This window comes from Celeribacter marinus (assembly GCF_965656515.1).
GTDB lineage: Bacteria > Pseudomonadota > Alphaproteobacteria > Rhodobacterales > Rhodobacteraceae > Celeribacter > Celeribacter marinus_D.
On record NZ_CBFHKW010000001.1, the window covers coordinates 83,439 to 105,950 of the forward strand.

Here is a 22,512-nt window from a genome sequence, read left to right on the forward strand (position 1 = left end):
GCCATGATGCACGCCAAAAGCTCAACAGCCCCCGTGCCGCCAATCAAATGCCCGTGCATGGATTTCGTCGATGAAATCATAATGTTATCCGCATGATGGCCGAGGGCATCGGCCACCGCCGCGCATTCGGTTTTATCGTTGGCCGCCGTTCCGGTGCCATGAGCATTGATATAACCGACCTCTTCGGGGTTGACCTTGGCATCTTGCATGGCGCCCGCGATGGCGCGGGCCGCCCCCTGTTTGGACGGCATCACGATGTCCGAGGCGTCCGAAGTCATCGAGAACCCGATGACTTCGGCCAAAATCACGGCACCACGTTTTTGCGCGTGCTCATACTCCTCGAACACGAACACCGCAGCACCCTCCCCTTGGACCATGCCGTTGCGGTTGAGCGAAAACGGACGACAGGCGTCTTTCGACATCACACGCAAGCCTTCCCATGCCTTCACACCGCCAAAGCACAGCATCGATTCCGAGCCACCCGTGACCATCGCCGTGGCCATGCCGCACCGGATCATATTGAACGCTTGGCCCATAGCGTGGTTTGAGGACGCACAGGCCGTAGCCACGGTAAAGGACGGGCCCTTGAGGTTGTATTCCATGCTAACGTGACTGCATCCGGCATTGTTCATCAGCTTCGGCACCACAAACGGGTGAACACGGTTTTTACCCTCTTCATAGACCATGCGGTAATTGTCGTCTTGTGTGGTTAGACCACCGCCAGACGTGCCCAAAATGACGCCCGAATGTGCCGCGAGATCACCGACGAATTCCAAACCCGACTGGCCAATCGCCTCTTTCGCGGCGACCAGTGTGAATTGGGTAAACCGGTCATAGAGCACCATTTGTTGGCGGTTGAAGCGTCCCGTGGCATCCCAATCGTGGATTTGGCCACCAATTTTGATCGCCAACCGGTCAACGTCGCGAAAGTTCAGCTCGGAAATACCGCACTTTCCCTCTCGCATCGCCTCCAAGGTCGCATCAACCGTCAGGCCAAGCGCGTTGACCGTGCCCGCGCCCGTTATGGCCACACGCCTCATGTCTTTTGTGCTTTGATCAGGCTCGTGACGGCATCCACGATCGAGGCCACCGAGGAGATATCAAAATCGGATTGCTCAGGCTCGTTGGCATTAAACGGCACCGAGATGTCAAAGGCTTCTTCAATCGCGAAAATGCTTTCAACAAGGCCAAGGCTATCAATTCCCAAATCGGCCAAGGATTGGTCCATCGACACGTCAGACGTTTCCAGAACGGCCTGTTCCGCGATGATTTCGATGATCTGTTCTTTCACATCTTGTGACATTGACGCCTCCGGTCCTGAAATTCCGTTTGATTTAGTCTGTCTTGGCCCGTTTTTAAACAGGTTTTTGTAACGCATGGATGTAACGCTGCGGCCTTGACCCCGACATTGCTGTGCGCTTTAGCTGTCTTTTCGAGATAGCTTTGCCAGTGCGCGTGGCAAACGGCGCAGCGCCTTATACATATCGATATGGGTTTGCATCGCCACCGCAGGGTAGCCCATCATCGAGCGCCCTTTAGGAACATTCGACAATACACCCGAGCCAGCACCGATAATTGCGCCCGATCCGATAGTGATATTGTCCGCAGCGCCCGCTTGACCGGCCATGACAACGTAGTCGCCGATCACCGTGGAGCCTGCCACACCGACCTGACCACACAACAAACAATGCGTGCCAACGATAACGTTGTGGCCAATGTGCACTTGGTTATCCAGTTTACTACCATGACCGATCCGCGTGGGCCTGATGGTGCCTTGGTCAATGGTGACGTTTGCGCCGATTTCCACATCATCGCCAATAACCACACCACCGATCGAGGCAATCCGCTGCCACGCTTGACCCTGCGCATCGACGGACGCGCCAAGGGTTTCGCGGGCCTGCTCGACATGGCTTTTCTCAACCGTAACGAATGAAAATCCGTCCGACCCGATCACCGCCCCCGCTTGGATGATGACACGGTCCCCGATCTGCGCGCGGGCGGCGATTTTAGCCCCTGCGTGGATCAGCGCATCGTCGCCAATATGGACGCCAGACCCGATGCTGACCTGTGGTGCAATCATGGCGCGTGCGCCGAGTTTTGCATGCGCCCCGATGACGACAAGCGGACCGATGGTGGCCCCCGCGCCGATGTCTGCCGTCGGATGGATCACCGCAGAGGGATGTATTCCGTCCTCAAGTCCGATCCCCGCATCAAACGCCGCCGTAATACCCGCCATGGCCAAGCGCCCGCGCCCGACCAGAATGGCGGCCTCAAGGCCAAGAGATTGCCAATCGGCATCGGCCCAGAGCACGGCCGCACGCGCAGCGCCCTCTTTCAGGCTACCGGCAAAACGAGGGTCCATCGCAAGCGCAAGATCCCCCGCGCCCGCATCGCGCGGCTCGCAAGCGCGCGTCACGCATAGATCGCCGTTGCCTCCAAAAGGCGCGCCAAGCTGTCGCGCCAAATCAGCGATGGTAATGGACCGTGTCATAGCGTCTCCAAGGCAAGTGTTGCCAAGGACATACGGTGTTTGACAGGTTTTGAAAAGCTCTGGCGTCTCACGCCGCGTTTTGCGCACACCCTTACCCAACGTCACGAAAAAGGGCGCCCGAACAGGGGCGCCCTTTGCAATCATGGTGTCTTGGCTCAGCCGCCGACAGCGCGCAATTGAACGCCTTGCTTTTGAAGCGCCGCCCAGATTTTGGCATCGCGTCCGTACACATCACGGCGGTATTCCATCCCGCCATTCGGCACCGCAATCGCCGTGCGGTATTCGATATGCACCGGCACCTGATCGTCCAAGGGAACGACACTTTCGATGCCCGTTTTCAGATGCGCATGAAACAATCCCTCAGGATCATTGGTTTGCTTTGACAACAGCTCATAGGCAAATTCGAATGGCTGGTGCAGACGGATACAGCCGTGGCTAAACGCACGCGTCTCGCGCCCGAACAGTGCCTTTGCGGGCGTGTCGTGCAAGTAGATGTTGTATTTGTTCGGAAAGATGAACTTCACGAGGCCAAGAGCGTTCCCATCCGAGGGCGGCTGTTTGAGCGAGAACGGGAAGGTGCTTGCAGAGTAGGCATTAAAGTTGACCGCAGAGCGCGGCACCGTCCGGCCCCGATTGTCCACCACCCGCAAATGGCCCGCCGCATTGGCGTTCTTTTGCAACAACGGCAGGTATTCTTTGGTGGCGATCGAGCGCGGTACGTTCCACGTCGGGTTGATCACTATATGCTCCATGACATCGGAGAATTCAGGTGTGCGGCGATCACCATCTGTCGCACCAACGACCGAGCGGGTGCTAAAGGTGACGCGATCATTATCAATGATCTTTGCGGTGAAATCGGTGATGTTGACGCGGATGTGACGCTTACCAAGCGGCATGTTGATCCACCGCTCGCGCTCAAGCGCCACAAGCACGGATGTCAGACGTTCAGCAGGTTCGACATTCATCTCGCGAATAGTGCCGTCCCCCGCTACGCCGTCCGCCGCCAAACCGTGGCGCAACTGAAACTGTTGCACCGCTTTTTGCATCGCACCGTCATAGCTTGCCGCCGCAGACCGTGGCAAATAGCCCATGGAGATCAAACGGTTGCGCAAAATAACAACGCCGTTTCCGGAGGCACCAGGTTCGTATTTTCCACTTGGCACCTGTTGGCCCCAACCGCCCGAGCCAAGCTGTTTTTCAAGGGTCGCTTTTTCCTTGAGAAGGCGCGCATATTCAGGTGATGACGGGATCAGCTTACGCAGGTAGCCCGCTGGGCTTGACTTGGTGAAATTGGTCAGCACATCGATGGCATCACGGTATGGAACCTGCCGCACAATGCCGCTGTCAATCTTTGACGGGATCAACTGACCCGTTTGCATGTCGCGGGCATAATCGAGGAAGAGCTGTGCCATTTGCACTTCGGCGCGGCCCAGATCACGGTCCGACGTGATCGCGCGCAGATTTGCCTCCAACAGCGCGGTATCATAGGGGGCAAGCCCGTGTGCGGGCGCATCGCGCAAGGCGCGCACCAACGCCGTGCGCCGCGAACTGGCCCGTGGTGACGTGTCCGCAAACACCGGCTTGTACCCTGTCGCGCGGTAGAATTCCGACAGATCCTTTGACTTTGACGCCGCCTCCGCGATGGATTGCATCAACGCCGTCACTTGTTGCGCCGACGCACCCGCGGGCACGATCGCCGTTGATAACAGCGCGAGCGCCATGAGCACACGCAGTGCGTTTGCAATTTTACCCGTCCGCAACGCGCCAAACGCGACATTGGACCAAAGAACCGGATACGAAACCATAAAAGCCCCCAAGAAATATTAGCAGTCATCGTAAATAGCAGTCCTAAAACTCTATCCGATAATCCCCGCCCGCGTGAAGTGTCATCACAACACATTCCCTATACAACCGCGTGATGCTGTCCCTTTGGTCACAATCTGGCGCAAAAATAGCAATGCACGACACGAGAGCCTTGACCCCGCGCAATCGACAAATCTCACACCTGCTGCGCGCAGCTCACGCCTAAAGTGTTCAAATTCCGTCGAAATTCGCCTCACTGTGGCCACATGAGCGCCGTGCAAGCAGCACTGTGTGCGCAAAATTCTGCCGATTTCAGCTGATTTAAACAAGTTAAGGAAACTCGTGCTTGGCCGTAGAATCACTTCGTGCCATAAGATCCCCACGGTGCGGGGCGCGCATGCGTCAGACAGACTGGCAATATAGCGGCGCCCGACACCTAAACAGTCCGAGTATTGTGGAGCAACATGATACGGATCAAGGTTTGAGTGCGAAACAAGATTAAGGATACCGCAATAAGCGGTACATTAGAATGAAACCGCGTGAGGCGGGATTAAGGTAAGCGACGGGACGCTAGTAGATATGACGAAGACAGGTTCTAACGTGATTTCGCGGCGCGGTATTTTACGCGGCTTCGCAGCAGCATCCCTTTGTGCAGCTCCAGTATACGCCAACGCGGCAGGTTTCCTGCGCGGCTCCGGCGACATTCGACGCATCCGCATGTATTCAGGTCGCACCGGCGAAAGCATGGACACGATCTACTGGATCGAAGGCGAATACATTCAAGAAGCGCTCAAAGAAGTGACATACTTCATGCGCGACTGGCGCAACGACAAACTCAAATCCATCGACGCGCGCACCGTAGATATCATGGCGGCGGCACATGGGTTGATGGATGCAAATGAGCCCTACTTGCTCTTATCGGGTTATCGCTCCCCCGAAACCAATTCGATGTTGCGCTCGCGCTCAAGTGGCGTTGCCAAAAATTCCCTTCACCTCAAAGGTCAGGCCGCCGATTTGCGCCTGAAATCGCGCTCCGTGAACCAAATGGCTCAAGCGGCGCAATCGTGCTCGGCGGGTGGTGTTGGCAAATATCGCGGATCGAACTTTGTCCACATGGATTGTGGCGTTGTGCGCAGCTGGAACGGCTAACCTCGCGCACGCAGACTGTGACACTAAATTATGAGGCACCTTCGGGTGCCTTTTTTCTTGGCCCATACAAACTTTCGTATCGTTTCGGCTTACCTTTAGGAGCGCAATGTGGCTCTATGTGCGTCTTATTTGGTAAACTTGGGGGGCGTTATGAGCCTTGTAAAAACACTTGCAAAAGTTGCTGTCGGCATGGCTGTCGCCAAAGGCGTTGGCGGCATGATGAAGTCGGGCGGCGCATCGCGCCAAGCCGGCTCTGGCGGTGGCCTTGGCGATTTGCTTGGTCAACTCACAGGCGGTAGCGGCGCGTCATCGGGTGGCCTTGGTGATTTGCTGGGTCAACTCGGTGGCGGATCAAAAGCCAGCTCGGCTGGCGGCCTTGGTGACTTACTCGGCCAACTTGGTGGCATGGGCGGCTCAGCCAAAAGTGGCGGCGGCATGGGTGACCTACTCGGCCAACTCACAGGTGGTTCCACCTCTGGCCGCGGCTTGCAGGGCATGCTGGGTCAAATCATGGCCGGTCAGGCGGGCGGCAAAAGTGCCGGTGGGCTTGGCGGTCTGCTCGATGGTCTGTCGCAGTCTTCGCGTCCTGGCCAAAGTATCGCGGCGCGCGCGCCCGAGCACGGATCTGGATCATTCGGGGATCTGATCAATCAAACCCTTGCAGGAGGCACATCAACCCACGCCCCGGCCCCTGAACAAGAAGAGCAAGCGGCGGTGATGCTGCGCGCCATGATCCAAGCCGCGAAATCGGACGGGCGCATTGATGGCGATGAGCAAAAGACACTTATGGAACACTTGGGCGATATCGACGCGCAGGAGATGGCATTCATCAACGATGAGCTTTCAAAACCCATCGATATCAACGGATTGGCCCGCGATGTGCCGCGTGGCGCAGAGCAGCAGGTCTATCTGATGTCGCTCATGGCGATTGATCTGGATAGCCAAAAGGAAGCGCAGTACCTCCACGCCTTTGCGCAATCTTTGAACCTGTCTCAAGCGCAAGTGAACGCCGTACACGATCACCTCGGCGTCCAACCGCTCTACACCTAAGCGCGCCCGACACCGAAACACATAGGGCGGCCTCCATGCGGGGCCGCCCTATGTTGTCTCACCCGAAACTGCCTTATTCAGCGGCCTCACGCGGCTTTAACCGGTTTGGCTCATTGGCCTCTAAATAGGCCTCCTGCGCGTCCGTCAAATCGACCTCGTCGTACCCCGTCACCATCGGTTTAACATGGGCGCGAAACCCGTGTCCTGTGGTCAACAGATAGACATGCACGATCACAAAGGCGAAAATCACATAGGCCGCAATTAGGTGCAGATTGCGCACGATCCCTAAAATCAACGTGGCCTGTGATCCACCATCCCAAACATTATACGTCAAGTACACAAGGCCCGAGATCCAGATTGCAGGGAACACAAACCACTTTAACCCGAAGTAGGTCGCGGCCTGTAGCGGGTTATGCTTGCGCCAAAATTGCTTTTTATACGGCGCTTCCTCTCCCTTGAATATCCCGTAGGCATAGTAGCGCGCAGTTTCCAACGCCCCCTCGACCTTAGGGATAAACTGTCGCCACGCGCCGGTGGTGAACAGCCAGAAGGTTGCAAAAATCCACACGACCAGCAACACAAGTGCGGCGATGGTGTGCAACATAACTGCGGGGCCAAACGGGATCAAATGATGCACCCCGTTGAGGCCAAGTCCCGTGACCATCAACACCGCGATCAAAAGCGCCTGAACCCAGTGCCATGCCCGCTCGAACCGTGGATAGACCTTTACAATACGGATTGTCATTACGCATCTCCCTCAAGCTTAGACGTCGATTTTGCGCGTGAAACCACTCGAAGAGCGCCGTGACCCAAAACGCCCAACAGCGTCAAAAGCACAAGCAAACGTCCTAATTTACCAACCCACGATCCCGCATCCGTTCCAGGCATTACAATGCCGGTCATTCCCGCAAGGCGCCCTTGCGCGGAGTGACATTGCGCGCAGTCCAACGCCTCATCGGCCGGAGCGACCATATGCGTGATCGGCCAATACATGTGTGTGTCGATGAACCCGAATTCGCCGGAATACTCTGACCCTGCGGCCGTCATGCCCGCCTCGATGGCCTTGCCCCAATCAAAGTTGGTCCAAAATGCGGTGTCGGTGGTTGGCCCCCAAACGTGGCTGTAAGCCAGTTTGTTGAACCCCGCATCATAGGCTTGTCGACCGATCATCTGTTTGAACGGCCAAATTCGGCTGTCATCACCGTCTGGTGTGCCCAAAACCTTATTGATTTCCACAACTTGCGTTGGATCTATCTGTGTTTCCGGCAATGTGTATTCGATCGCGCCGTTAAACCACGCGTAATATGGCACAACGTTCTCGCCCCATTCAAAATCGCCCTTTGTGGACAAATAGGTGTGCAGCTCGGCCCCATCACTTTGGGTAAAGTTGTGCTCGGCAATCGGATTGCCCTCAGCATTCAGACGCCCCGCCGTGGACCAATCCCACAGCGTTTTGGTCGCGACACCGCCCTTGGCAAACTCGGGAATGTGACAGGTTTGGCATGCCACTTTGTCAACGTGATCATTGAGTTTAAGACCCTTGATGTTGATCGGATGCGGTTCAACCCCGTGACAGCTTTCACAGCTCGCCGCATCGCGCCGCTCACCGGGCTTACCGGTGCCAATCTCATCCTTGGCATCGAGCAAATACCGCGATCCGGCCCACGCATGATCACTTTCGACGTGGCAATCCGAACAGACCATATTGGCCCCGTCTTTGGACATATGCACATCGGTATGCACATCAGGATCATAAAGGGCGGAGGACAAATCGCCATGTTTGACGTTATCGCCACCGCCGCCATAAAAGTGACACTGACCACAATTGTCGCGGTCGGGCATGCCGACACTTTGCGCCGATTTCATCAGGTCGACCGCCCACGCGGGCTCGCCCGTTATGGTTTGCCCTTTCACAGGCTCGCCCGCCACCGGACCGAGGGGAGGATGGCCCGCACCCGTGGCCAATTTTGTGTATTGGCCAGACTGATCATGACACGCCAAACAATCCACTGCCGAGGATTGTTGTGGCGCAGGCTGCGTCACATCTTCCCAACCGTAGCCCGCATGACATGACGTACACCGCGCCTCATTGCCCACAACATTGCCACAAAACGCATTGATAACAGTCGATTTTCCAAGCGTCTGCCCCGTCACCTCATTCTCGAAACTCCATTGGAAATGGATCGAGTGCATGGCTTGATCATCTGCTTCGGTGTGACACGAAATACAGGCCTGCGTCACCGCAGGCCCGCTTTCAAACGGCTTTTGCAAGATTTCGAATTTTGAGTGGTCGGCGGTTGAGCCGGCCCATGACGCCATGGGCGCAGGGTTGTCCTTATCCTGTGGACTTTGCGCCATTACATTTTGAGCATGCGCCCCAAACGACGCGGCCATGATCATGGCGCCTGCAACAACGCCAGTTTTCAACCAATTCGCGTTCATATTGTCCTCCAACCTCAACACCCGACTCGCGCAGTCGCGCGTACACATTCGATCTATTGAATATTTTTTGGGGAGCGCTGACTTTGATCTAGCTCAATACGCGCAGAACTTTAAAGCTAGGGCGCGGCAACATGGTGCTTCGTGATCAAGGTTTTAAAGGGAATATGGTGCACCCAAGAGGATTCGAACCTCTGGCCTCTGCCTTCGGAGGGCAGCGCTCTATCCAGCTGAGCTATGGGTGCGCACGCGCCTGTCTATAGGACAAGGGAGACCGCGGCGCAATCCGTTATGAGCCGCCGTCAAAGGAGATTTACGCAAAGAATTCGTGGCACAGCTCCAAAGCCTCGATCAAACGATCAACTTCCTCGGTGGTGTTGTACATCGCAAAGGACGCACGACAGGTGGCCGAGACCCCGAATTGCGCCATAAGGGGTTGGGCACAATGATGCCCCGCACGCACTGCAACGCCCTTTTTATCCAAAACGGTGGAGAGATCGTGCGCGTGCGCGCCTTCCATAGTAAAGGAAAAGATCGCGCCTTTTCCGGCACTTGTGCCTTGCAGATTGAGCCAATTCAGACCCTGCAACCGCGTGGTTGCATAAGAGGCAAGTGTGGCCTCGTAGGCCGCAATATTGTCCATCCCGATACCCATTAGGTAATCAAGCGCCACGCCCATACCGATGGTTTGCACAATCCCTGGCGTCCCCGCCTCGAACTTCATCGGCGGTTTGTTATAGGTAATCACGTCCTTGCTCACGATGTCGATCATATCGCCACCGCCCATAAACGGACGCATCTCGGCTTGCCGTTCGGCACGAATATAAATCGCGCCAGACCCGCTTGGCCCGTAGAGTTTATGGCCCGTGATGGGATAGAAATCACAACCCAAATCTTGGACATCAACAGGGCCGTGAACAGAACCTTGCGAGCCATCTACGAGGGAGGCCACCCCGCGTGCACGCGCCGCCGCACAGATGCTTTTCACATCAACCTGCGCGCCCGTGACGTTGGACATCTGCGTCACCGCGACCAATTTGGTCTTTGGGCCGAACGCCGCGATGACCTTGTCCGCGTCAAGGGATCCGTCCGCCTCGGCGTCTACCCATGTTAAAACAATGCCCATCCGTTCGCGCAAGAAATGCCATGGAACGATGTTGGCGTGATGCTCTAACGTGGTGAGCACAATCTCGTCGCCCGCCCGTAAATGCTCCATCGCCCATGCGTATGCGACCAAATTGATCGCTTCCGTGGTGCCCGAGGTGAATACGATTTCATCCTCCGATCCGGCATTGAGAAACCGCTGAACAATGCCACGCACGCTTTCGTATTTGTCGGTCGCAAGGTTCGACAAAAAGTGCAAGCCACGGTGAACATTGGAATATTCTTCGGCATACGCCTTGGTAATCGCGTCGATGACCACCTGCGGCTTTTGCGCCGATGCGCCATTGTCGAGGTAGGTCAACGGCTGACCGTTCACCTGACGCGACAAAATCGGAAAGTCGGAGCGAATTTTTTGAACATCGAACATATCAGTCATCTTTCTTGTGGAAAGGCGACCTCTCGCAGGCCCGCCCCCCAAAATATCAAGACGGCGACAAGCGCCAACGCACCGGTCACCGTGGCCGCTGGCCCCTGCCCGATGAACCCTACCGTCAAACCCCATAGCAGCCAAAGCGGGGCCGCCGCGAGCAGCGCCCAAAACGTGGCCATTCGCCCCTCGTAGCCAGAGGCCCGCCCGCCGATCAACCGCAACAGCGCCGTCAAAACCGCCGCAAGCGTGTAAAACACCAAAGGCATCATGAACAGCCACGCCAACAGCGTCCCGCCAATCAACATTTGCACGTCCTGCCCCGTCTCGAATGCCGCGCGCGACAAACGTGGCCACTGCGCCACAAAAATAAGCCCACACGCAAGCATGAGCGTGACCAAGGCCCCACCCTCATTCTCGCTCGGGCCAATCCGGTGGCGCACCACCGCACGCGGAGCGCGGTAAGTGCGTATGATATCGCCGGCAACGCCCAATGACTTAGCGCCCGTGCCGTGAAAGCCAACCCTCAAGGCGGCTTAGGATATCGGCCGAAATCGCTTCGTCTTCGATTTCCTCGATGGCCTCGTTCAAAAACGCGAGGGTCAACAGATTGGTCGCCTCTTTGCGACCAACGCCGCGCGATTGCATGTAGAACAACGCCGTCTCGTCAATCGCGCCCACGGTGGAGCCGTGCGAACAAATCACATCGTCCGCATAGATCTCCAACTCGGGCTTGGCGAGGAACTGGCTGTCCTCATCAAGCAAAAGCGCTTGCGAAATCTGGTAGCCATCGGTTTTTTGCGCCCCGTCTTTGACAAGGATTTTCCCTTGGAAAATGCCCTTGGCCCCGTTGCGCAACACCTTTTTGAACACCTGACGGCTTTCGCCGCGCTCGGCATCATGGGTGATGAACACGGTGTCATCGTGATGAAACGCACCGTCCCCCATAGCGGCACCGGCCACATGCGCCATGCTATCGTCGCCGTTGATCTCCAGATAGACCTCGTTGCGCGTCAGCACACCGTTGGCGGTCATCGTGAACGATTTAAACAGGCTCTCTTTGCCGATGGTGGCGAACAGATGTGTCACCGCGCGGCGTTCATGGTCGCGCCCTTGCGTGCGCACATGGTGGAAAGACGCGCCATCGGCCACGTCGATTTCCATCACCTTGTTGAACCGCGCCGCCGCAGGGCCGTTTTCCAAAACGGTCAATTCCGCGCCTGCGTCCAACTTGATCACATGGTGCAAAATCGCATCTGAGTTCTCGGAGCCGTGCAAATAGATTAGGTTCACAGGACGCGCGACCTTGCCCGTGGCGCGGATCACAACACCGTCCGTTGCAAACGCCGTGTTCATCGCCGCCAAAGGACGTTGAACCGGAACTTGGGATTTGGTCTCGATCTTGCCGTAAAGCTCGGCCGCCCAATGAATGTCAGTCGCCAAAGCATCAGACAGGCGCATTACTTCAAGGTTCTCACCCGTCAGATCGTCAGAGGCCTGAGCGTCAAACACACCGTCGACAAACACGATTTTCAAACGATCAATCGCGTCAAACATCGGTGTCTCATCGACATGAAAGACCGCCGCTTGTGGTGCATCTTGCACCGTGAGCGTGTCGGGCCGCGTCCAGCGCCAGTATTCGTCACGCCCTTCGGGCAGACCCATCGACAACAAACGGCTAAGCGCATCTTGGCGGGCGTCATTTGCCCAACCTGCGCCCTGCGGCAGAGCCATGCCCTGAACGCGCGTAGCCGTGGCGTCGAGTTTGCGTTGCAGTTGCTGTGCGCGTGTCATTAAGCCTCTACCCCCTCAGCTTTGAGAATATCGGCGTAGCCGTTGTGCTCGACCTCAAGGGCCAACTCGGGACCACCAGATTTGACGATACGACCCGCCGCCATGATGTGCACGACATCGGGTTTGATGTAGTCCAAAAGACGTTGGTAGTGCGTGATCACGACAAAGGACCGTTTGCCATCGCGCAGTGCGTTCACGCCCTCAGCCACCAATTTCATGGCGTCAACGTCTAAACCGGAGTCTGTCTCGTCAAGGATACAAACCTTTGGCTCAAGCATTGCCATCTGTAGGATTTCATTACGCTTTTTCTCACCGCCTGAGAAGCCGACATTGACGGGGCGTTTGAGCATCTCTGCGTCGATCTTAAGGCTTTTGGCCTTTTCGCGCACGATCTTCAAAAACTCGCCCGCTGACAACTCGTCCTCGCCACGCGCTTTGCGCTGTGCGTTTACGGCTGTGCGCAAGAACGTCATGTTGCCCACGCCCGGAATTTCAACGGGGTATTGAAACGCAAGAAAGATACCCGCCGCGGCGCGCTCTTCGGGTTCCATGGCCAACACATCTTCGCCGTCCATCATAACCGTGCCGTCTGTCACTTCGTAACCATCACGGCCCGACAGAACATAAGATGTGGTCGACTTGCCAGAGCCGTTTGGCCCCATGATGGCGTGAACCTCGCCCTCACCAATTGTCAGATCGACACCCTTGAGGATCTGTTTGTCCTCTTCTTCGAGTTTGACGTTTAGGTTTTTGATTTCCAACATAGTCTATCCTTTCAACGAGGAACGGCCCGCGCAATCCAAGACGGATTGGCGAGCAGTTTTGTGCGTGTTATTTTTTAGGGTGACGGTGTCGAGCGCAGCGTGGCGCGCGACGAAATGAGAGGCGGGTCGGGCGGTGGTTACGCGCCGACGTAGCGGATATAGGCCGCCAAAATCCCGCCCAAGACACTGACCTGCGCCAAACCGGATCGAAGACCCGCGCGCATCAAACGTGACTTGGTGAGCGTGCTCGGTGCTGGTGCTTGCCCGCGCACGAGCACGCCCTCCACCGCTTGGCCCTTTGGCGTATTGATACTTTGCGCGCCGCAGTAGACGGTTGCGCATGTGTTGGCCCCGCCCGCTTGAATGCGTGTAATGCGGTCGCTGAACTGTTTTTGTTGCGTCATATTCATGAGGCTTTTGCTCTCCCGTGCGGAAATTCTGTCCGTATAGAAGGCTGTTTTGGCGGCCAAATGGGATCGAAAGATGACGACACTGCGACGAAACTGAAAAAGTATTAACTGACGTTAAGGCAGCTATCCCAGTCGTTACAGCTGGAAGCTGTGTCCACGAAACTGCAAGGTGCCCGCGTCTGTCGTGGCTTGAACGTTGCTCACCCAAGCTGGTGAAAACAGGCGTGCGAATGGCTCCGGCATGGCGTGAACCACGTTGTGCATCGTTACAATTGCCAACAAGATGCCGGCAAATTGCGCCCCCATGCGTTTGACCGCACTGAGCGACACCACTTCGCGCAGCATAAACGCGATGGCGATGGCAAAGACGATATCCAGCGTCAATTCCACATCTGGCGACAACGGCGAGGTCACTTGTCCCGCCAACTGGAACCGCACGAATAAGGCGATGATCGCGGCCAATCCGCCCATTGCAAAGGCGAGAAACACGGACAGATAGGGCGCGATTGCGGCCACGGGATCGCGGCGAAACTGCGACCGCTTCGTTTGACCGATCAAGGCCTCGTGACGCTCCAACATGGCCGATAGATGCTGATTTCTCGCGAACTGTTTGTTCTTGCTTGGTCCCGCAAGAGGCGTATTCGCGTGTGATCCATGACCAGACGCGTTCATCCGTTGATAAAACCTGTGTTGCGATGCGTCCATGATCAGACCCTTTGCAAGAACGATACTCGATACCCCACGCCCCAACGGCTACCGCACCAATAAGGCGATATTCGGGCAGTATGTGCATCGAAATATGATCATTGCAGCGTGTCATAGCGAATTAACCAAGAAGCCCCTTGAACACGACCGCAACGAACCACGCTCCCATCGACGCCAAAAACGCCGTCGCATAGACCGATCCACGAAACAACCAGTTGGGGCTAACGCCCGTATTGCGCTTGGCGATATTGATGCCGATCAGAGCACCGATAAAGACGCCAACGGCCACGCCCATTGTCGAGAGCGCCAGTGTGGGAAGCATATCAGGGGTCATATTCGATCCTCTATGTGAGCTTAACGGCGGTGCCAGACGCGGACACCATCAGCATGTTGTTGATCACTTCGTAATCGAGATCGACACCAACAATTGCGGTTGCACCAAGTTGAGCTGCGCGCTCTTCCATCTCGCGCAACGCAGTTTCGCGTCCCTGCCCCAGCTTTTGCTCATACGCGCCCGATCGCCCGCCAATGATGTCGGTGATGCCTGCAAACAGATCGCGCACAACGTTTGCGCCCATGATGGCCTCGCCCGTGACGATGCCGCAATAGTCACTGATCGTGCGCCCCTCGATTGAGGGTGTGGTGGTGATGATCATGTCTCGTCCTTTTTCGCAACGATTAACCCGATAATCCGGCCGATCACCCAATAGGTGGCGGCAAAAAACAAAAGCGGCGCGAGGATTTTGTCGCGTGGCCAATCAAACAACCACACCATGCCAAGCCCCCAAAGGGCGGTCGCAATCAATGTCTGATAAAGCAGCGCGCGCGTCTTCATCAGCCCACAGACCCTTCGAGGGAGATTGCGACAAGCTGTTGGGCTTCCATCGCAAATTCCATTGGTAGCGCTTGCAACACGTCCTTGCAGAACCCGTTGACGACCAAGGCAACCGCCTCCTCTTCGTCCATCCCGCGCGAGCGGCAATAGAACAGTTGATCGTCATCCACCTTGGATGTGGTGGCCTCGTGTTCGACGCGGGACGAATTGTTTTTGACCTCGATGTACGGAACGGTGTGCGCGCCGCATTTAGAGCCAATCAAAAGACTATCGCACTGGGTGTAGTTGCGCGAGTTTTTGGCTTTGGGGTGCATTGTCACCTGACCGCGGTAGGTGTTTTGCGCACGGCCCGCCGAGATGCCTTTGGACACGATCCGCGACTTGGTGTTCTTGCCCAAGTGAATCATCTTTGTGCCGGTGTCGGCCTGTTGCATGTTGTTGGTGATGGCGATGGAATAGAACTCGCCCTGACTGTCGTCGCCGCGCAGCACGCATGATGGATATTTCCACGTCACCGCAGATCCGGTTTCAACTTGCGTCCACATCACTTTGGACCGATCGCCACGACAATCCGCGCGTTTGGTCACAAAGTTGTAGATGCCGCCCTTGCCCTCTTCGTCGCCCGGGAACCAGTTTTGCACCGTGGAATATTTCACTTCCGCGTCATCCAGGATCACGATTTCGACCACCGCGGCGTGCAATTGGGCCACATCGCGTTTGGGAGCGGTACAGCCTTCAAGGTAGGACACATACGATCCCTCATCCGCGATGATCAACGTGCGCTCGAACTGGCCGGTGTTTTCAGCGTTGATGCGGAAATAGGTCGACAATTCCATCGGGCAGCGCGTGTTGGGCGGGATGTAGACGAACGAACCGTCCGAAAACACAGCCGAATTGAGTGTCGCGTAATAGTTGTCGGAAATCGGCACCACGGAGGCGAGGTATTTCTTGACCAACTCGGGGTGCTCTTTGATCGCCTCGGAGATCGAACAGAAAATCACGCCCGCTTTGTTGAGCTCTTTCTTGAAGGTCGTGCCAACAGAGACGGAGTCGAACACCGCGTCCACGGCAACCTTGCGCTCCGAATTCGCGCCATCCGCAGGCACATCGCCCGCACCCTCAACGCCGGCCAAAATCATCTGTTCTTTCAGAGAGATGCCAAGCTTTTCATACGTGGCAAGCAATTTGGGATCGACTTCATCAAGTGATTTTGGCTTGGTTTCCATCGATTTGGGACGCGCGTAGTAGTACTGGTCCTGAAAATCAATTTCGGGATAGTCGACCATGGCCCAATCAGGCTCTTCTAACGTCAGCCAACGACGGAACGCCTCAAGACGCCACTCGAGCATCCATTCGGGTTCTTCGTTCTTAGCCGAGATCAGACGCACAATGTCCTCATTGAGACCCTTGGGCGCATATTCCATCTCGATGTCGGTGTCCCACCCGTACTTGTAGGTGCCCGCAAGCGCCTGTACGGCCGCAACTGTTTCTTCTTCAACACCGTCTTTGACCTGAACGTCATCCACCATTTGGATGTCTCCTTCGTGTGCGTGTCTCGGGGGCTCTAGCGGCCCCGCTTTTTATCTCAAGCCGCCCGTTTTTTCGGGCATATGCGGCCAGCCAAGCATCGGCAAACCGCTCAATCTCATCCATCGTTGTCTGTGGGCCTAGCGACACGCGCATTGCGCATGAGGCCTCGCCATCCGAATATCCCATGGCGCGCAAGACGCGGGACGCCTTGACCTTGCCACTGGAACAGGCCGACCCTGCGCTGACCGCAAATCCCGCCAAATCCATCTGCATCACCTGTGTCTCGCCCTTCCAATCGGGCGTGATCAGACACAGCGTGTTGGGCAAACGTGTCTGCCCCTTGCCTACACATATGGAGCCATGCGCCTCACTCTCAAGGCGGGCTTCCAAATGATCGCGCAGCTGTGCCACACGGTCCCAAACGCCGTCCGCAAGATCACGCGCCGCAGCCACAGCCGCAGCCCCGAACCCCGCGATCCCGATCAGGTTTTCGGTGCCAGAGCGGCGCCCCATTTCCTGACCCCCGCCGGTGATCCGCGCGGTGACGTCCAAGCCTTGTTTGAGCACCAATGCGCCAACGCCCTTTGGGCCGCCAATCTTGTGCGCAGAGATCAACGCCATGTCACACCCAAGCCAGTTGAACGCCACAGGCAATTTTCCGAACCCTTGGGTGGCATCGACCACCGCAAAGCCCTCTTGTAGCTTTTGTACAATTCCAGTCTCTGAATTGGCCAGTTGAACCGCGCTTTGTGTTCGATTTGTGCAATTCACCGCGCCACATGCATCCACGGCCAAATCGCGGATTGCCCATGAGGACACCGCCTCATGCTCAATGTCGGCGCAATGCAGCTCCCGCCCCGCCATCGCCAAAGCGGCCGCTTCGGTGGCGCTGGACGTGAAAACAATATCGGCACCTGACGCGCCAAAGGCCTCAGCCACTTGCCCGCGTGCGCGCTCCAAAATACCTTTTGCCGCACGCCCTTCGGCGTGGACAGAGGACGGGTTTCCAACCACATCCATCGCCGCGACCATAGCTTCACGCGCCACCTGCACCAAAGGCGCAGTTGCGTTGTAATCAAGGTATGTGCGAACAGTTTTCAAAGGGGCAGCTTTCAGATTTCAAGTGTCTTGCTCAATTGGGAGCTCATCCACAACTTCGAACAGATGCGGCACGGCAGGACAGGGTCGCAATTCGTTTTGCACAACATCCGCCAGTCGGGTTTGGTGCAAGAAAACATAGACATGCGCCGATAGCCCTTCCCACAGGCGATTGGTCATAGACTGCGCACGACTGCCAGAAACGCCGCCCGATGCGCCCGCCCCCGTGTGCATGGCCGATACCGTTTCATCAACAGCCGACAAAATATCGGACACGCGGATTTCCGAGGCGGGGCGCGCCAATTTGTAGCCCCCACCAGGTCCGCGCACGGACGCCACCAATTCGGCACGGCGCAGCTTGACGAACAACTGTTCCAGATAGGGCAACGAGATATCCTGACGCTTGGCGATCTCAGCCAAAGACAGCAACCGCCCCTCTTGCAGCAGCGCCAAATCGGTCAGAGCAACCATCGCGTAGCGACCTTTTGTTGACAACTTCATGCGTATCTATCCTTTGCGCGCCGAATTGAGCGCCTATCACACTCGCCCTTGCAGCCCCCGTGCGACCTGAACGCGCAAAAAAAGCGCCCTCAACCGACCAGAACCGAACCAATCACCAATCAGAAGCCGAATCTACGCCTATGAGCCGTAAAATTGGCGCAAAAACATTGACGTAGGCGGCATGGCCCCTTACCTGAGTGACATCCTGCGCCGGACCACGATGGACCAGAACAGGTAATTTAGAACGTTTCTAAATTACCTGAGCGATTTCGTCAATTATAAAGCGGTTCATAAGCAGATACGAGCGCAAATTCATCTGCCGATACGGCACGTCCCGCGCCGCTATCCATTAGCGGCGCACGCGGGGCGCCATGAGGAGACAGGGACCGACATGCCCGAAGTGATTTTTCCCGGCCCAGAAGGCCGACTGGAAGGCCGATACCACCCGCAACGCGAAAAAGATGCGCCAATCGCCATCATCCTTCATCCGCACCCGCAGTTTGGCGGCACGATGAACAACCGCGTTGTCTACAACCTGCACTACACGTTCCACAAAATGGGCTTCACCGTTTTGCGGTTCAACTTTCGCGGCGTGGGCCGCTCGCAGGGTGAATACGATCAAGGCATCGGTGAGCTGTCTGATGCGGCCTCCGCGCTTGATTACCTGCAATCGCTCAACCCCAATGCCAAACATTGCTGGGTTGCGGGCTTTTCGTTCGGTGCGTGGATCGGCATGCAATTGCTGATGCGCCGTCCTGAAATCTCGGGCTTCATCTCTGTGGCTCCGCCCGCCAACATGTACGACTTCTCGTTTCTGGCCCCCTGCCCGTCGAGCGGTCTGATCATCAACGGCACAGCCGACCGAGTGGCCCCGCCCAAAGACACCCACACCCTTGTGGGCAAGTTGCATGAGCAAAAGGGCATCACCATCACCCACACCGAGATCGAAGGTGCCGGACACTTCTTTGAAGATCCGCACATGGAAGACATGATTGGTCACGTGGACGGCTACGTGCGTCGTCGTCTGACCGAAAACACCCGCTAAGGAGCGACACCGATGGGCATCACAGAAGACCTCGCCGACCAATTGGCAAAAGACACGATCGCGGCCTTGGAGCTTTTCGAAAACGAAGAGGTGATCCAAGACATTGCACGTGTGATTGGCGCGGGGTCTGTGACCACACAGGAGGCGTACTTGACCGCCGCCCGTGTGCGCCTGTCCGAAAAACGTGGCCGCGACTACTTGCTACAACGCATTGCCGAGGCCAAAGCGGGCAAAGCGGCCTCCGCACCGCCCCCGTCTGCCGAGGACGACATTGAATACTGAGGCACGCACTTTGACCCAAAAGGCGCAGCGGCTCGAGAAACAATTTGCGTTCTTGATGGAGGCCGATCGCCTCAAATCGGTGTTGCGCGCCAATCAGGTCATGGACCGCTCGCGGTTCGAAAACTCTGCCGAACATAGCTGGCACGCCTGTCTGGCTGCGTTGATCTTTGCGCCATTGGCGGCGGCAGATGTCGACCTCGACCGCGCGCTTGAAATGTTGATCCTGCACGATCTCGTTGAGATCGACGCGGGCGACCACCCTATTCATATCTCACACGATCCTGTGTCCGTGGCGGCCCTTGAGGCCAAGGCCGCCGATCGCCTCTATGGGCTACTCCCCGACGATCAAGGCACCGCATTTCGTGCTATTTGGGAAGAGTTCGAGGCGATGCAAACGCCCACCGCGCGCTATGCCAAGGCCATAGATTTCCTAGCCCCTGCGCTGCAATGCCTCGGTGCGCCCACGCAATTGGACGAGGAACGCGGCATCGTCGAGCGCAACCTGCGCGAAGGGCGTGCGACCAAAACCAAGGCCATCTTGCCCGATCTGTATGCCTTTACCAAAGCCACATTCGAGGGCACGCCGACCGATCCGGTGATGCAGGCGCGGTTTGACTACTGGTGCGAGGCGGATCGCCTCAAACTGGTACTCAGAGCGACGCCGATCGCGGATGGGTCGCGCCGTGAAAATTCGGGGGAGCATTCGTGGCATGTGATGCTTTATGCCTTCACTTTGGCCGATCAATCCCACGGCGAAATCGACCTTGCCCGCGCGCTCAAAATGATGCTGTTGCACGACATTGTCGAGGTCGACGCGGGCGACACACCCATCCACGGCGCAATCACGGCCGAGGCTCAAGCCGCGCAGGAAGCCGCCGAAATCAAGGCCGCTGACCGCCTGTTCGGGCTATTGCCCGAGGGCGAAGGGGCCGCGCTACGGGTCATTTGGGAAGAGTTCGAAGCCGCTCAAACACCAACCGCGATTTACGCCAAAAGCATCGACCGCGCCCAGCCCGTGTTGCACAATCTGGCCAGTGATGGCGGATCATGGCGCACGTACAACGTCACGCTTGATCAACTTGACGCCCGTGTTGGCGTAAAAGTGGCGCGGGGCGGCCCCGCCCTTTGGCCCTTTATCCGCGCCCGTGTCGCGCCGTGGTTCGCCGCAAACCGCGACTAGCGTTTGGGCGGAATAGCATAGGTCATTGAGGCCTGTGCCAAAACATCATCGCTACCGGCGTTTCGAATTGCCACCTGCCCCACGGCTAGGCTGCGCCCCAATTTCAACAGGGTTGCCTCACCGTATAGCGGCGCATCGCTCGCCGGCTTGCGCATAAAATCGATGTGGGCATTTGTCGTTACAGCCAAGGCCACGGGACCGATCCGCGACAAGATCGCCAGATACAATGCAACATCGGCAAGCATGAACATTGACGGGCCTGACACCGTGCCGCCCGGGCGCAGATGCGCCTGCGTGGGCGTCAGTTTGAGCGTGACACCCGCCTCGCTAACCGCGTGGACCGATAGGATATCAGCCACTTGCGCAAATTCCTGCGCCACAAAGGTCTCTAGGGCAGCGTGATCCATGAGCAATGTCATCGCGTTAAAACCCGTAAATCGCGCCGAACTTCTCTTCGAGATAGTCCAGCAACGGAGCCTCGGATGGCACAAAGCCACAGGCGTGTTCAATGGTGTCGTGCGGCGCGCGCAGCCCGCCAAACTGTTGAAGGTTTTGACCGAGCCACGCGGTGGCAGCACCCGTGTTGCCCTGCGCCAGTTGCGCATCGAGATCAGGCACCGCGCCGCGCAAGGCCTGATGCAAGCACCCCGCATACACATTGCCGAGCGAATAGGTCGGAAAATAGCCAAACAAGCCAACGGGCCAATGCACATCTTGCAAACAGCCATTGGATACCGTGTCGACCTTGACGCCGAAATCGGCCTCAAACCGCGCGTTCCATGCCGCCGGGAGGTCCGCAACATCGAGATCGCCCGCAATGATCTGACGCTCTAGATCGAAGCGCAACAAGACATGCAAGTTGTATTGCACTTCGTCGCTCTCGGTGCGGATGAACCCTTGTGTGACGCGGTTCACGGCGGCGAAAAAGCCCGCCTCGCTGTCGATCCCGAAATCGCCAAACACATCGCGCATCCGACCATATAGATAGGATGTAAACGCCTGAGATCGGCCCAACTGGTTTTCATATATGCGTGACTGGCTTTCGTGGACGCCCATCGACACACCCGCACCCAATGGCGTTAACAGGTAGTCATCCGATATGTTTTGCTCGTAGCACGCGTGGCCCACCTCGTGGATGGTGGAGTACAGGCAGTTGAACGGATCAGTGGCAGAGGTGCGCGTGGTGATGCGCACATCATGGCCGGAGCCGCTCGAAAACGGATGAACCGCCTTGTCGATCCGACCGAAGTTGAAATCATACCCGAATGTCTTGGCGATCTCGTCAGACAGGGCCAGTTGTGCGGTCTCGTCGAAGGTTCCGCTGACCCCTTTGGGCTGATCCGCACCCATAATCTTGTCTCGTAGCGCCACCAGACGCGGACGCAACGCGCCAAACATCGCATCCAGCTGCGCCCCCGACGAGCCGGGTTCATAGTCTTGATGCAATGCGTCCCACACCCCAAGGTCGGTGTCTTGCGCCAGTGCCGCGGCCTCTTCGCGGCGCAACTGCACCACCTGCTCAAAGGTCGGCGCAAAGGCGGCAAAATCCTCAGCCGCGCGGGCCTGCGCCCAGACCCCTTGCGCCATCGACGTCACACGCGCCAACTCGGACGCCAAGCGTGCGGGCACTTTGGTATTGCGTGCATAAGAACGTTCAATATGGCGCAGGTTTGCCTGCCCCACGGCGTCCAACGACCCCGTATCAATCGCCGCAATCCAATCGCCAATGCGCGGATCAACGCGGCGCGCGTGTAACACGCCCTCAAGGGCCGCAAACTCCTCGCCGCGCTGCGCGGTCGCACCACGCGGCATCATCGTCTCTTGGTCCCAACCAAGGCGCCCCGCGATCTGTCCCAACGCCTGCGTTTCGCGGTCAAACGCCATGAGATCGTTATATGCCGACAT

General features: G+C 57.1%; 25 protein-coding genes and 1 tRNA gene. 5 read left to right on the top strand and 21 right to left on the bottom strand.

Features of this window, described 5'->3' with window-relative positions:
* From ACTG34_RS00395 to ACTG34_RS00410, 4 genes are all read right to left on the bottom strand, one after another.
* Nucleotides 1-1,040 (bottom strand): beta-ketoacyl-[acyl-carrier-protein] synthase family protein (locus tag ACTG34_RS00395; protein WP_439103080.1); only part of this gene is annotated, 1,040 nt, incomplete at its 3' end.
* On the bottom strand, nt 1,037-1,303 hold the full coding sequence (locus ACTG34_RS00400) for an acyl carrier protein (protein ID WP_062215461.1): 267 nt from the start codon (nt 1,301-1,303) through the stop codon (nt 1,037-1,039). The genes ACTG34_RS00395 and ACTG34_RS00400, both read right to left, overlap by 4 nt.
* Before the next feature lie 117 nt (nt 1,304-1,420).
* Nucleotides 1,421-2,491 carry a UDP-3-O-(3-hydroxymyristoyl)glucosamine N-acyltransferase gene (gene lpxD / locus ACTG34_RS00405; RefSeq protein ID WP_439103081.1) on the bottom strand — a complete coding sequence of 357 codons (1,071 nt, stop codon included), beginning with the start codon at nt 2,489-2,491 and terminating at the stop codon, nt 1,421-1,423.
* A 155-nt stretch (nt 2,492-2,646) separates the two neighbouring features.
* Entirely contained in the window at nt 2,647-4,296 is a 1,650-nt protein-coding gene (locus tag ACTG34_RS00410) for a L,D-transpeptidase family protein (RefSeq protein ID WP_439103082.1), read from the bottom strand.
* 577 nt (nt 4,297-4,873) lie between these two features.
* Between ACTG34_RS00410 and ACTG34_RS00415 the strand changes: the two genes are divergently transcribed.
* Nucleotides 4,874-5,443: a YcbK family protein gene (locus ACTG34_RS00415; protein WP_439103083.1), complete on the top strand. Its 570-nt coding sequence runs from the start codon at nt 4,874-4,876 to the stop codon at nt 5,441-5,443.
* A 150-nt stretch (nt 5,444-5,593) separates the two neighbouring features.
* Entirely contained in the window at nt 5,594-6,493 is a 900-nt protein-coding gene (locus tag ACTG34_RS00420) for a DUF533 domain-containing protein (protein ID WP_439103084.1), read from the top strand.
* A 73-nt stretch (nt 6,494-6,566) separates the two neighbouring features.
* On the opposite strand, the gene ACTG34_RS00425 is transcribed toward ACTG34_RS00420, so the two are convergent.
* From ACTG34_RS00425 to ACTG34_RS00495, 15 genes are all read right to left on the bottom strand, one after another.
* Nucleotides 6,567-7,238, bottom strand: coding sequence for a cytochrome b/b6 domain-containing protein (locus ACTG34_RS00425; protein WP_439103085.1), 672 nt, complete (start codon nt 7,236-7,238; stop codon nt 6,567-6,569).
* The gene (locus tag ACTG34_RS00430; protein ID WP_439103086.1) at nt 7,238-8,935 is read right to left on the bottom strand and encodes a tetrathionate reductase family octaheme c-type cytochrome; all 1,698 of its coding nucleotides are present in this window, start codon (nt 8,933-8,935) and stop codon (nt 7,238-7,240) included. Before ACTG34_RS00430 ends, ACTG34_RS00425 begins: the two co-directional genes overlap by 1 nt.
* Nucleotides 8,936-9,100: 165 nt before the next feature.
* A tRNA-Arg gene (locus tag ACTG34_RS00435) sits at nt 9,101-9,177 on the bottom strand.
* A gap of 68 nt (nt 9,178-9,245) precedes the next feature.
* The gene (locus ACTG34_RS00440; protein WP_439103087.1) at nt 9,246-10,463 is read right to left on the bottom strand and encodes a cysteine desulfurase; all 1,218 of its coding nucleotides are present in this window, start codon (nt 10,461-10,463) and stop codon (nt 9,246-9,248) included.
* A 5-nt stretch (nt 10,464-10,468) separates the two neighbouring features.
* Nucleotides 10,469-10,957 (bottom strand): YIP1 family protein, encoded by a 489-nt coding sequence (locus ACTG34_RS00445; protein WP_439103088.1) that lies wholly within the window; start codon nt 10,955-10,957, stop codon nt 10,469-10,471.
* A 4-nt stretch (nt 10,958-10,961) separates the two neighbouring features.
* The gene (gene sufD, locus ACTG34_RS00450) at nt 10,962-12,257 is read right to left on the bottom strand and encodes a Fe-S cluster assembly protein SufD (protein WP_439103089.1); all 1,296 of its coding nucleotides are present in this window, start codon (nt 12,255-12,257) and stop codon (nt 10,962-10,964) included.
* Nucleotides 12,257-13,021 carry a Fe-S cluster assembly ATPase SufC gene (gene sufC, locus ACTG34_RS00455; RefSeq protein WP_342842290.1) on the bottom strand — a complete coding sequence of 255 codons (765 nt, stop codon included), beginning with the start codon at nt 13,019-13,021 and terminating at the stop codon, nt 12,257-12,259. The genes sufD and sufC overlap by 1 nt, the downstream gene beginning before the upstream one ends.
* Nucleotides 13,022-13,158: 137 nt before the next feature.
* Complete coding sequence (locus ACTG34_RS00460; RefSeq protein WP_439103090.1) at nt 13,159-13,425, bottom strand: hypothetical protein; 267 nt, start codon at nt 13,423-13,425, stop codon at nt 13,159-13,161.
* Between the two features lie 141 nt (nt 13,426-13,566).
* A complete protein-coding gene (locus ACTG34_RS00465) occupies nt 13,567-14,136 on the bottom strand; it encodes a hypothetical protein (RefSeq protein ID WP_439103091.1) in 570 nt (189 codons plus the stop codon).
* Nucleotides 14,137-14,257: 121 nt separating this feature from the next.
* A complete protein-coding gene (locus ACTG34_RS00470) occupies nt 14,258-14,470 on the bottom strand; it encodes a hypothetical protein (RefSeq protein ID WP_439103092.1) in 213 nt (70 codons plus the stop codon).
* A gap of 10 nt (nt 14,471-14,480) precedes the next feature.
* Nucleotides 14,481-14,792 carry a heavy metal-binding domain-containing protein gene (locus ACTG34_RS00475; RefSeq protein WP_062215488.1) on the bottom strand — a complete coding sequence of 104 codons (312 nt, stop codon included), beginning with the start codon at nt 14,790-14,792 and terminating at the stop codon, nt 14,481-14,483.
* On the bottom strand, nt 14,789-14,971 hold the full coding sequence (locus tag ACTG34_RS00480) for a hypothetical protein (RefSeq protein WP_439103093.1): 183 nt from the start codon (nt 14,969-14,971) through the stop codon (nt 14,789-14,791). The genes ACTG34_RS00475 and ACTG34_RS00480 overlap by 4 nt, the downstream gene beginning before the upstream one ends.
* On the bottom strand, nt 14,971-16,500 hold the full coding sequence (sufB, locus tag ACTG34_RS00485; RefSeq protein ID WP_439103094.1) for a Fe-S cluster assembly protein SufB: 1,530 nt from the start codon (nt 16,498-16,500) through the stop codon (nt 14,971-14,973). Before sufB ends, ACTG34_RS00480 begins: the two co-directional genes overlap by 1 nt.
* A complete protein-coding gene (locus ACTG34_RS00490; RefSeq protein ID WP_439103095.1) occupies nt 16,490-17,602 on the bottom strand; it encodes a cysteine desulfurase family protein in 1,113 nt (370 codons plus the stop codon). The genes sufB and ACTG34_RS00490 overlap by 11 nt, the downstream gene beginning before the upstream one ends.
* Before the next feature lie 18 nt (nt 17,603-17,620).
* Entirely contained in the window at nt 17,621-18,100 is a 480-nt protein-coding gene (locus ACTG34_RS00495; RefSeq protein WP_439103096.1) for an Rrf2 family transcriptional regulator, read from the bottom strand.
* Nucleotides 18,101-18,491: 391 nt separating this feature from the next.
* Between ACTG34_RS00495 and ACTG34_RS00500 the strand changes: the two genes are divergently transcribed.
* Genes ACTG34_RS00500 through ACTG34_RS00510 form a run of 3 tightly spaced genes read left to right on the top strand, consistent with a single transcriptional unit; the run spans nt 18,492 to nt 20,607 of the window.
* A complete protein-coding gene (locus tag ACTG34_RS00500) occupies nt 18,492-19,145 on the top strand; it encodes an alpha/beta hydrolase (protein WP_439103097.1) in 654 nt (217 codons plus the stop codon).
* Nucleotides 19,146-19,157: 12 nt separating this feature from the next.
* Nucleotides 19,158-19,427 carry a hypothetical protein gene (locus tag ACTG34_RS00505; RefSeq protein WP_062215498.1) on the top strand — a complete coding sequence of 90 codons (270 nt, stop codon included), beginning with the start codon at nt 19,158-19,160 and terminating at the stop codon, nt 19,425-19,427.
* Nucleotides 19,417-20,607, top strand: a complete 1,191-nt coding sequence (locus ACTG34_RS00510) for an HD domain-containing protein (protein WP_439103098.1) — start codon at nt 19,417-19,419, stop codon at nt 20,605-20,607. The genes ACTG34_RS00505 and ACTG34_RS00510 overlap by 11 nt, the downstream gene beginning before the upstream one ends.
* On the opposite strand, the gene ACTG34_RS00515 is transcribed toward ACTG34_RS00510, so the two are convergent.
* Nucleotides 20,604-21,026 carry a PaaI family thioesterase gene (locus ACTG34_RS00515; RefSeq protein WP_062215500.1) on the bottom strand — a complete coding sequence of 141 codons (423 nt, stop codon included), beginning with the start codon at nt 21,024-21,026 and terminating at the stop codon, nt 20,604-20,606. The two genes, ACTG34_RS00510 and ACTG34_RS00515, sit on opposite strands and share 4 nt — an antisense overlap.
* Before the next feature lie 4 nt (nt 21,027-21,030).
* Entirely contained in the window at nt 21,031-22,512 is a 1,482-nt protein-coding gene (locus ACTG34_RS00520) for a carboxypeptidase M32 (protein WP_439103099.1), read from the bottom strand.

Coding starts and splice junctions, on each gene's coding strand:
- ACTG34_RS00400 (WP_062215461.1), bottom strand. CDS start 1,303: ATGTCACAAGATGTGAAAGAACAGATCATCGAAATCATCGCGGAACAG.
- lpxD (WP_439103081.1), bottom strand. CDS start 2,491: ATGACACGGTCCATTACCATCGCTGATTTGGCGCGACAGCTTGGCGCG.
- ACTG34_RS00410 (WP_439103082.1), bottom strand. CDS start 4,296: ATGGTTTCGTATCCGGTTCTTTGGTCCAATGTCGCGTTTGGCGCGTTG.
- ACTG34_RS00415 (WP_439103083.1), top strand. CDS start 4,874: ATGACGAAGACAGGTTCTAACGTGATTTCGCGGCGCGGTATTTTACGC.
- ACTG34_RS00420 (WP_439103084.1), top strand. CDS start 5,594: ATGAGCCTTGTAAAAACACTTGCAAAAGTTGCTGTCGGCATGGCTGTC.
- ACTG34_RS00425 (WP_439103085.1), bottom strand. CDS start 7,238: ATGACAATCCGTATTGTAAAGGTCTATCCACGGTTCGAGCGGGCATGG.
- ACTG34_RS00430 (WP_439103086.1), bottom strand. CDS start 8,935: ATGAACGCGAATTGGTTGAAAACTGGCGTTGTTGCAGGCGCCATGATC.
- ACTG34_RS00440 (WP_439103087.1), bottom strand. CDS start 10,463: ATGTTCGATGTTCAAAAAATTCGCTCCGACTTTCCGATTTTGTCGCGT.
- sufD (WP_439103089.1), bottom strand. CDS start 12,257: ATGACACGCGCACAGCAACTGCAACGCAAACTCGACGCCACGGCTACG.
- sufC (WP_342842290.1), bottom strand. CDS start 13,021: ATGTTGGAAATCAAAAACCTAAACGTCAAACTCGAAGAAGAGGACAAA.
- ACTG34_RS00460 (WP_439103090.1), bottom strand. CDS start 13,425: ATGACGCAACAAAAACAGTTCAGCGACCGCATTACACGCATTCAAGCG.
- ACTG34_RS00465 (WP_439103091.1), bottom strand. CDS start 14,136: ATGGACGCATCGCAACACAGGTTTTATCAACGGATGAACGCGTCTGGT.
- ACTG34_RS00470 (WP_439103092.1), bottom strand. CDS start 14,470: ATGACCCCTGATATGCTTCCCACACTGGCGCTCTCGACAATGGGCGTG.
- ACTG34_RS00475 (WP_062215488.1), bottom strand. CDS start 14,792: ATGATCATCACCACCACACCCTCAATCGAGGGGCGCACGATCAGTGAC.
- ACTG34_RS00480 (WP_439103093.1), bottom strand. CDS start 14,971: ATGAAGACGCGCGCGCTGCTTTATCAGACATTGATTGCGACCGCCCTT.
- sufB (WP_439103094.1), bottom strand. CDS start 16,500: ATGGTGGATGACGTTCAGGTCAAAGACGGTGTTGAAGAAGAAACAGTT.
- ACTG34_RS00495 (WP_439103096.1), bottom strand. CDS start 18,100: ATGAAGTTGTCAACAAAAGGTCGCTACGCGATGGTTGCTCTGACCGAT.
- ACTG34_RS00500 (WP_439103097.1), top strand. CDS start 18,492: ATGCCCGAAGTGATTTTTCCCGGCCCAGAAGGCCGACTGGAAGGCCGA.
- ACTG34_RS00505 (WP_062215498.1), top strand. CDS start 19,158: ATGGGCATCACAGAAGACCTCGCCGACCAATTGGCAAAAGACACGATC.
- ACTG34_RS00515 (WP_062215500.1), bottom strand. CDS start 21,026: ATGACATTGCTCATGGATCACGCTGCCCTAGAGACCTTTGTGGCGCAG.
- ACTG34_RS00520 (WP_439103099.1), bottom strand. CDS start 22,512: ATGTCGGCATATAACGATCTCATGGCGTTTGACCGCGAAACGCAGGCG.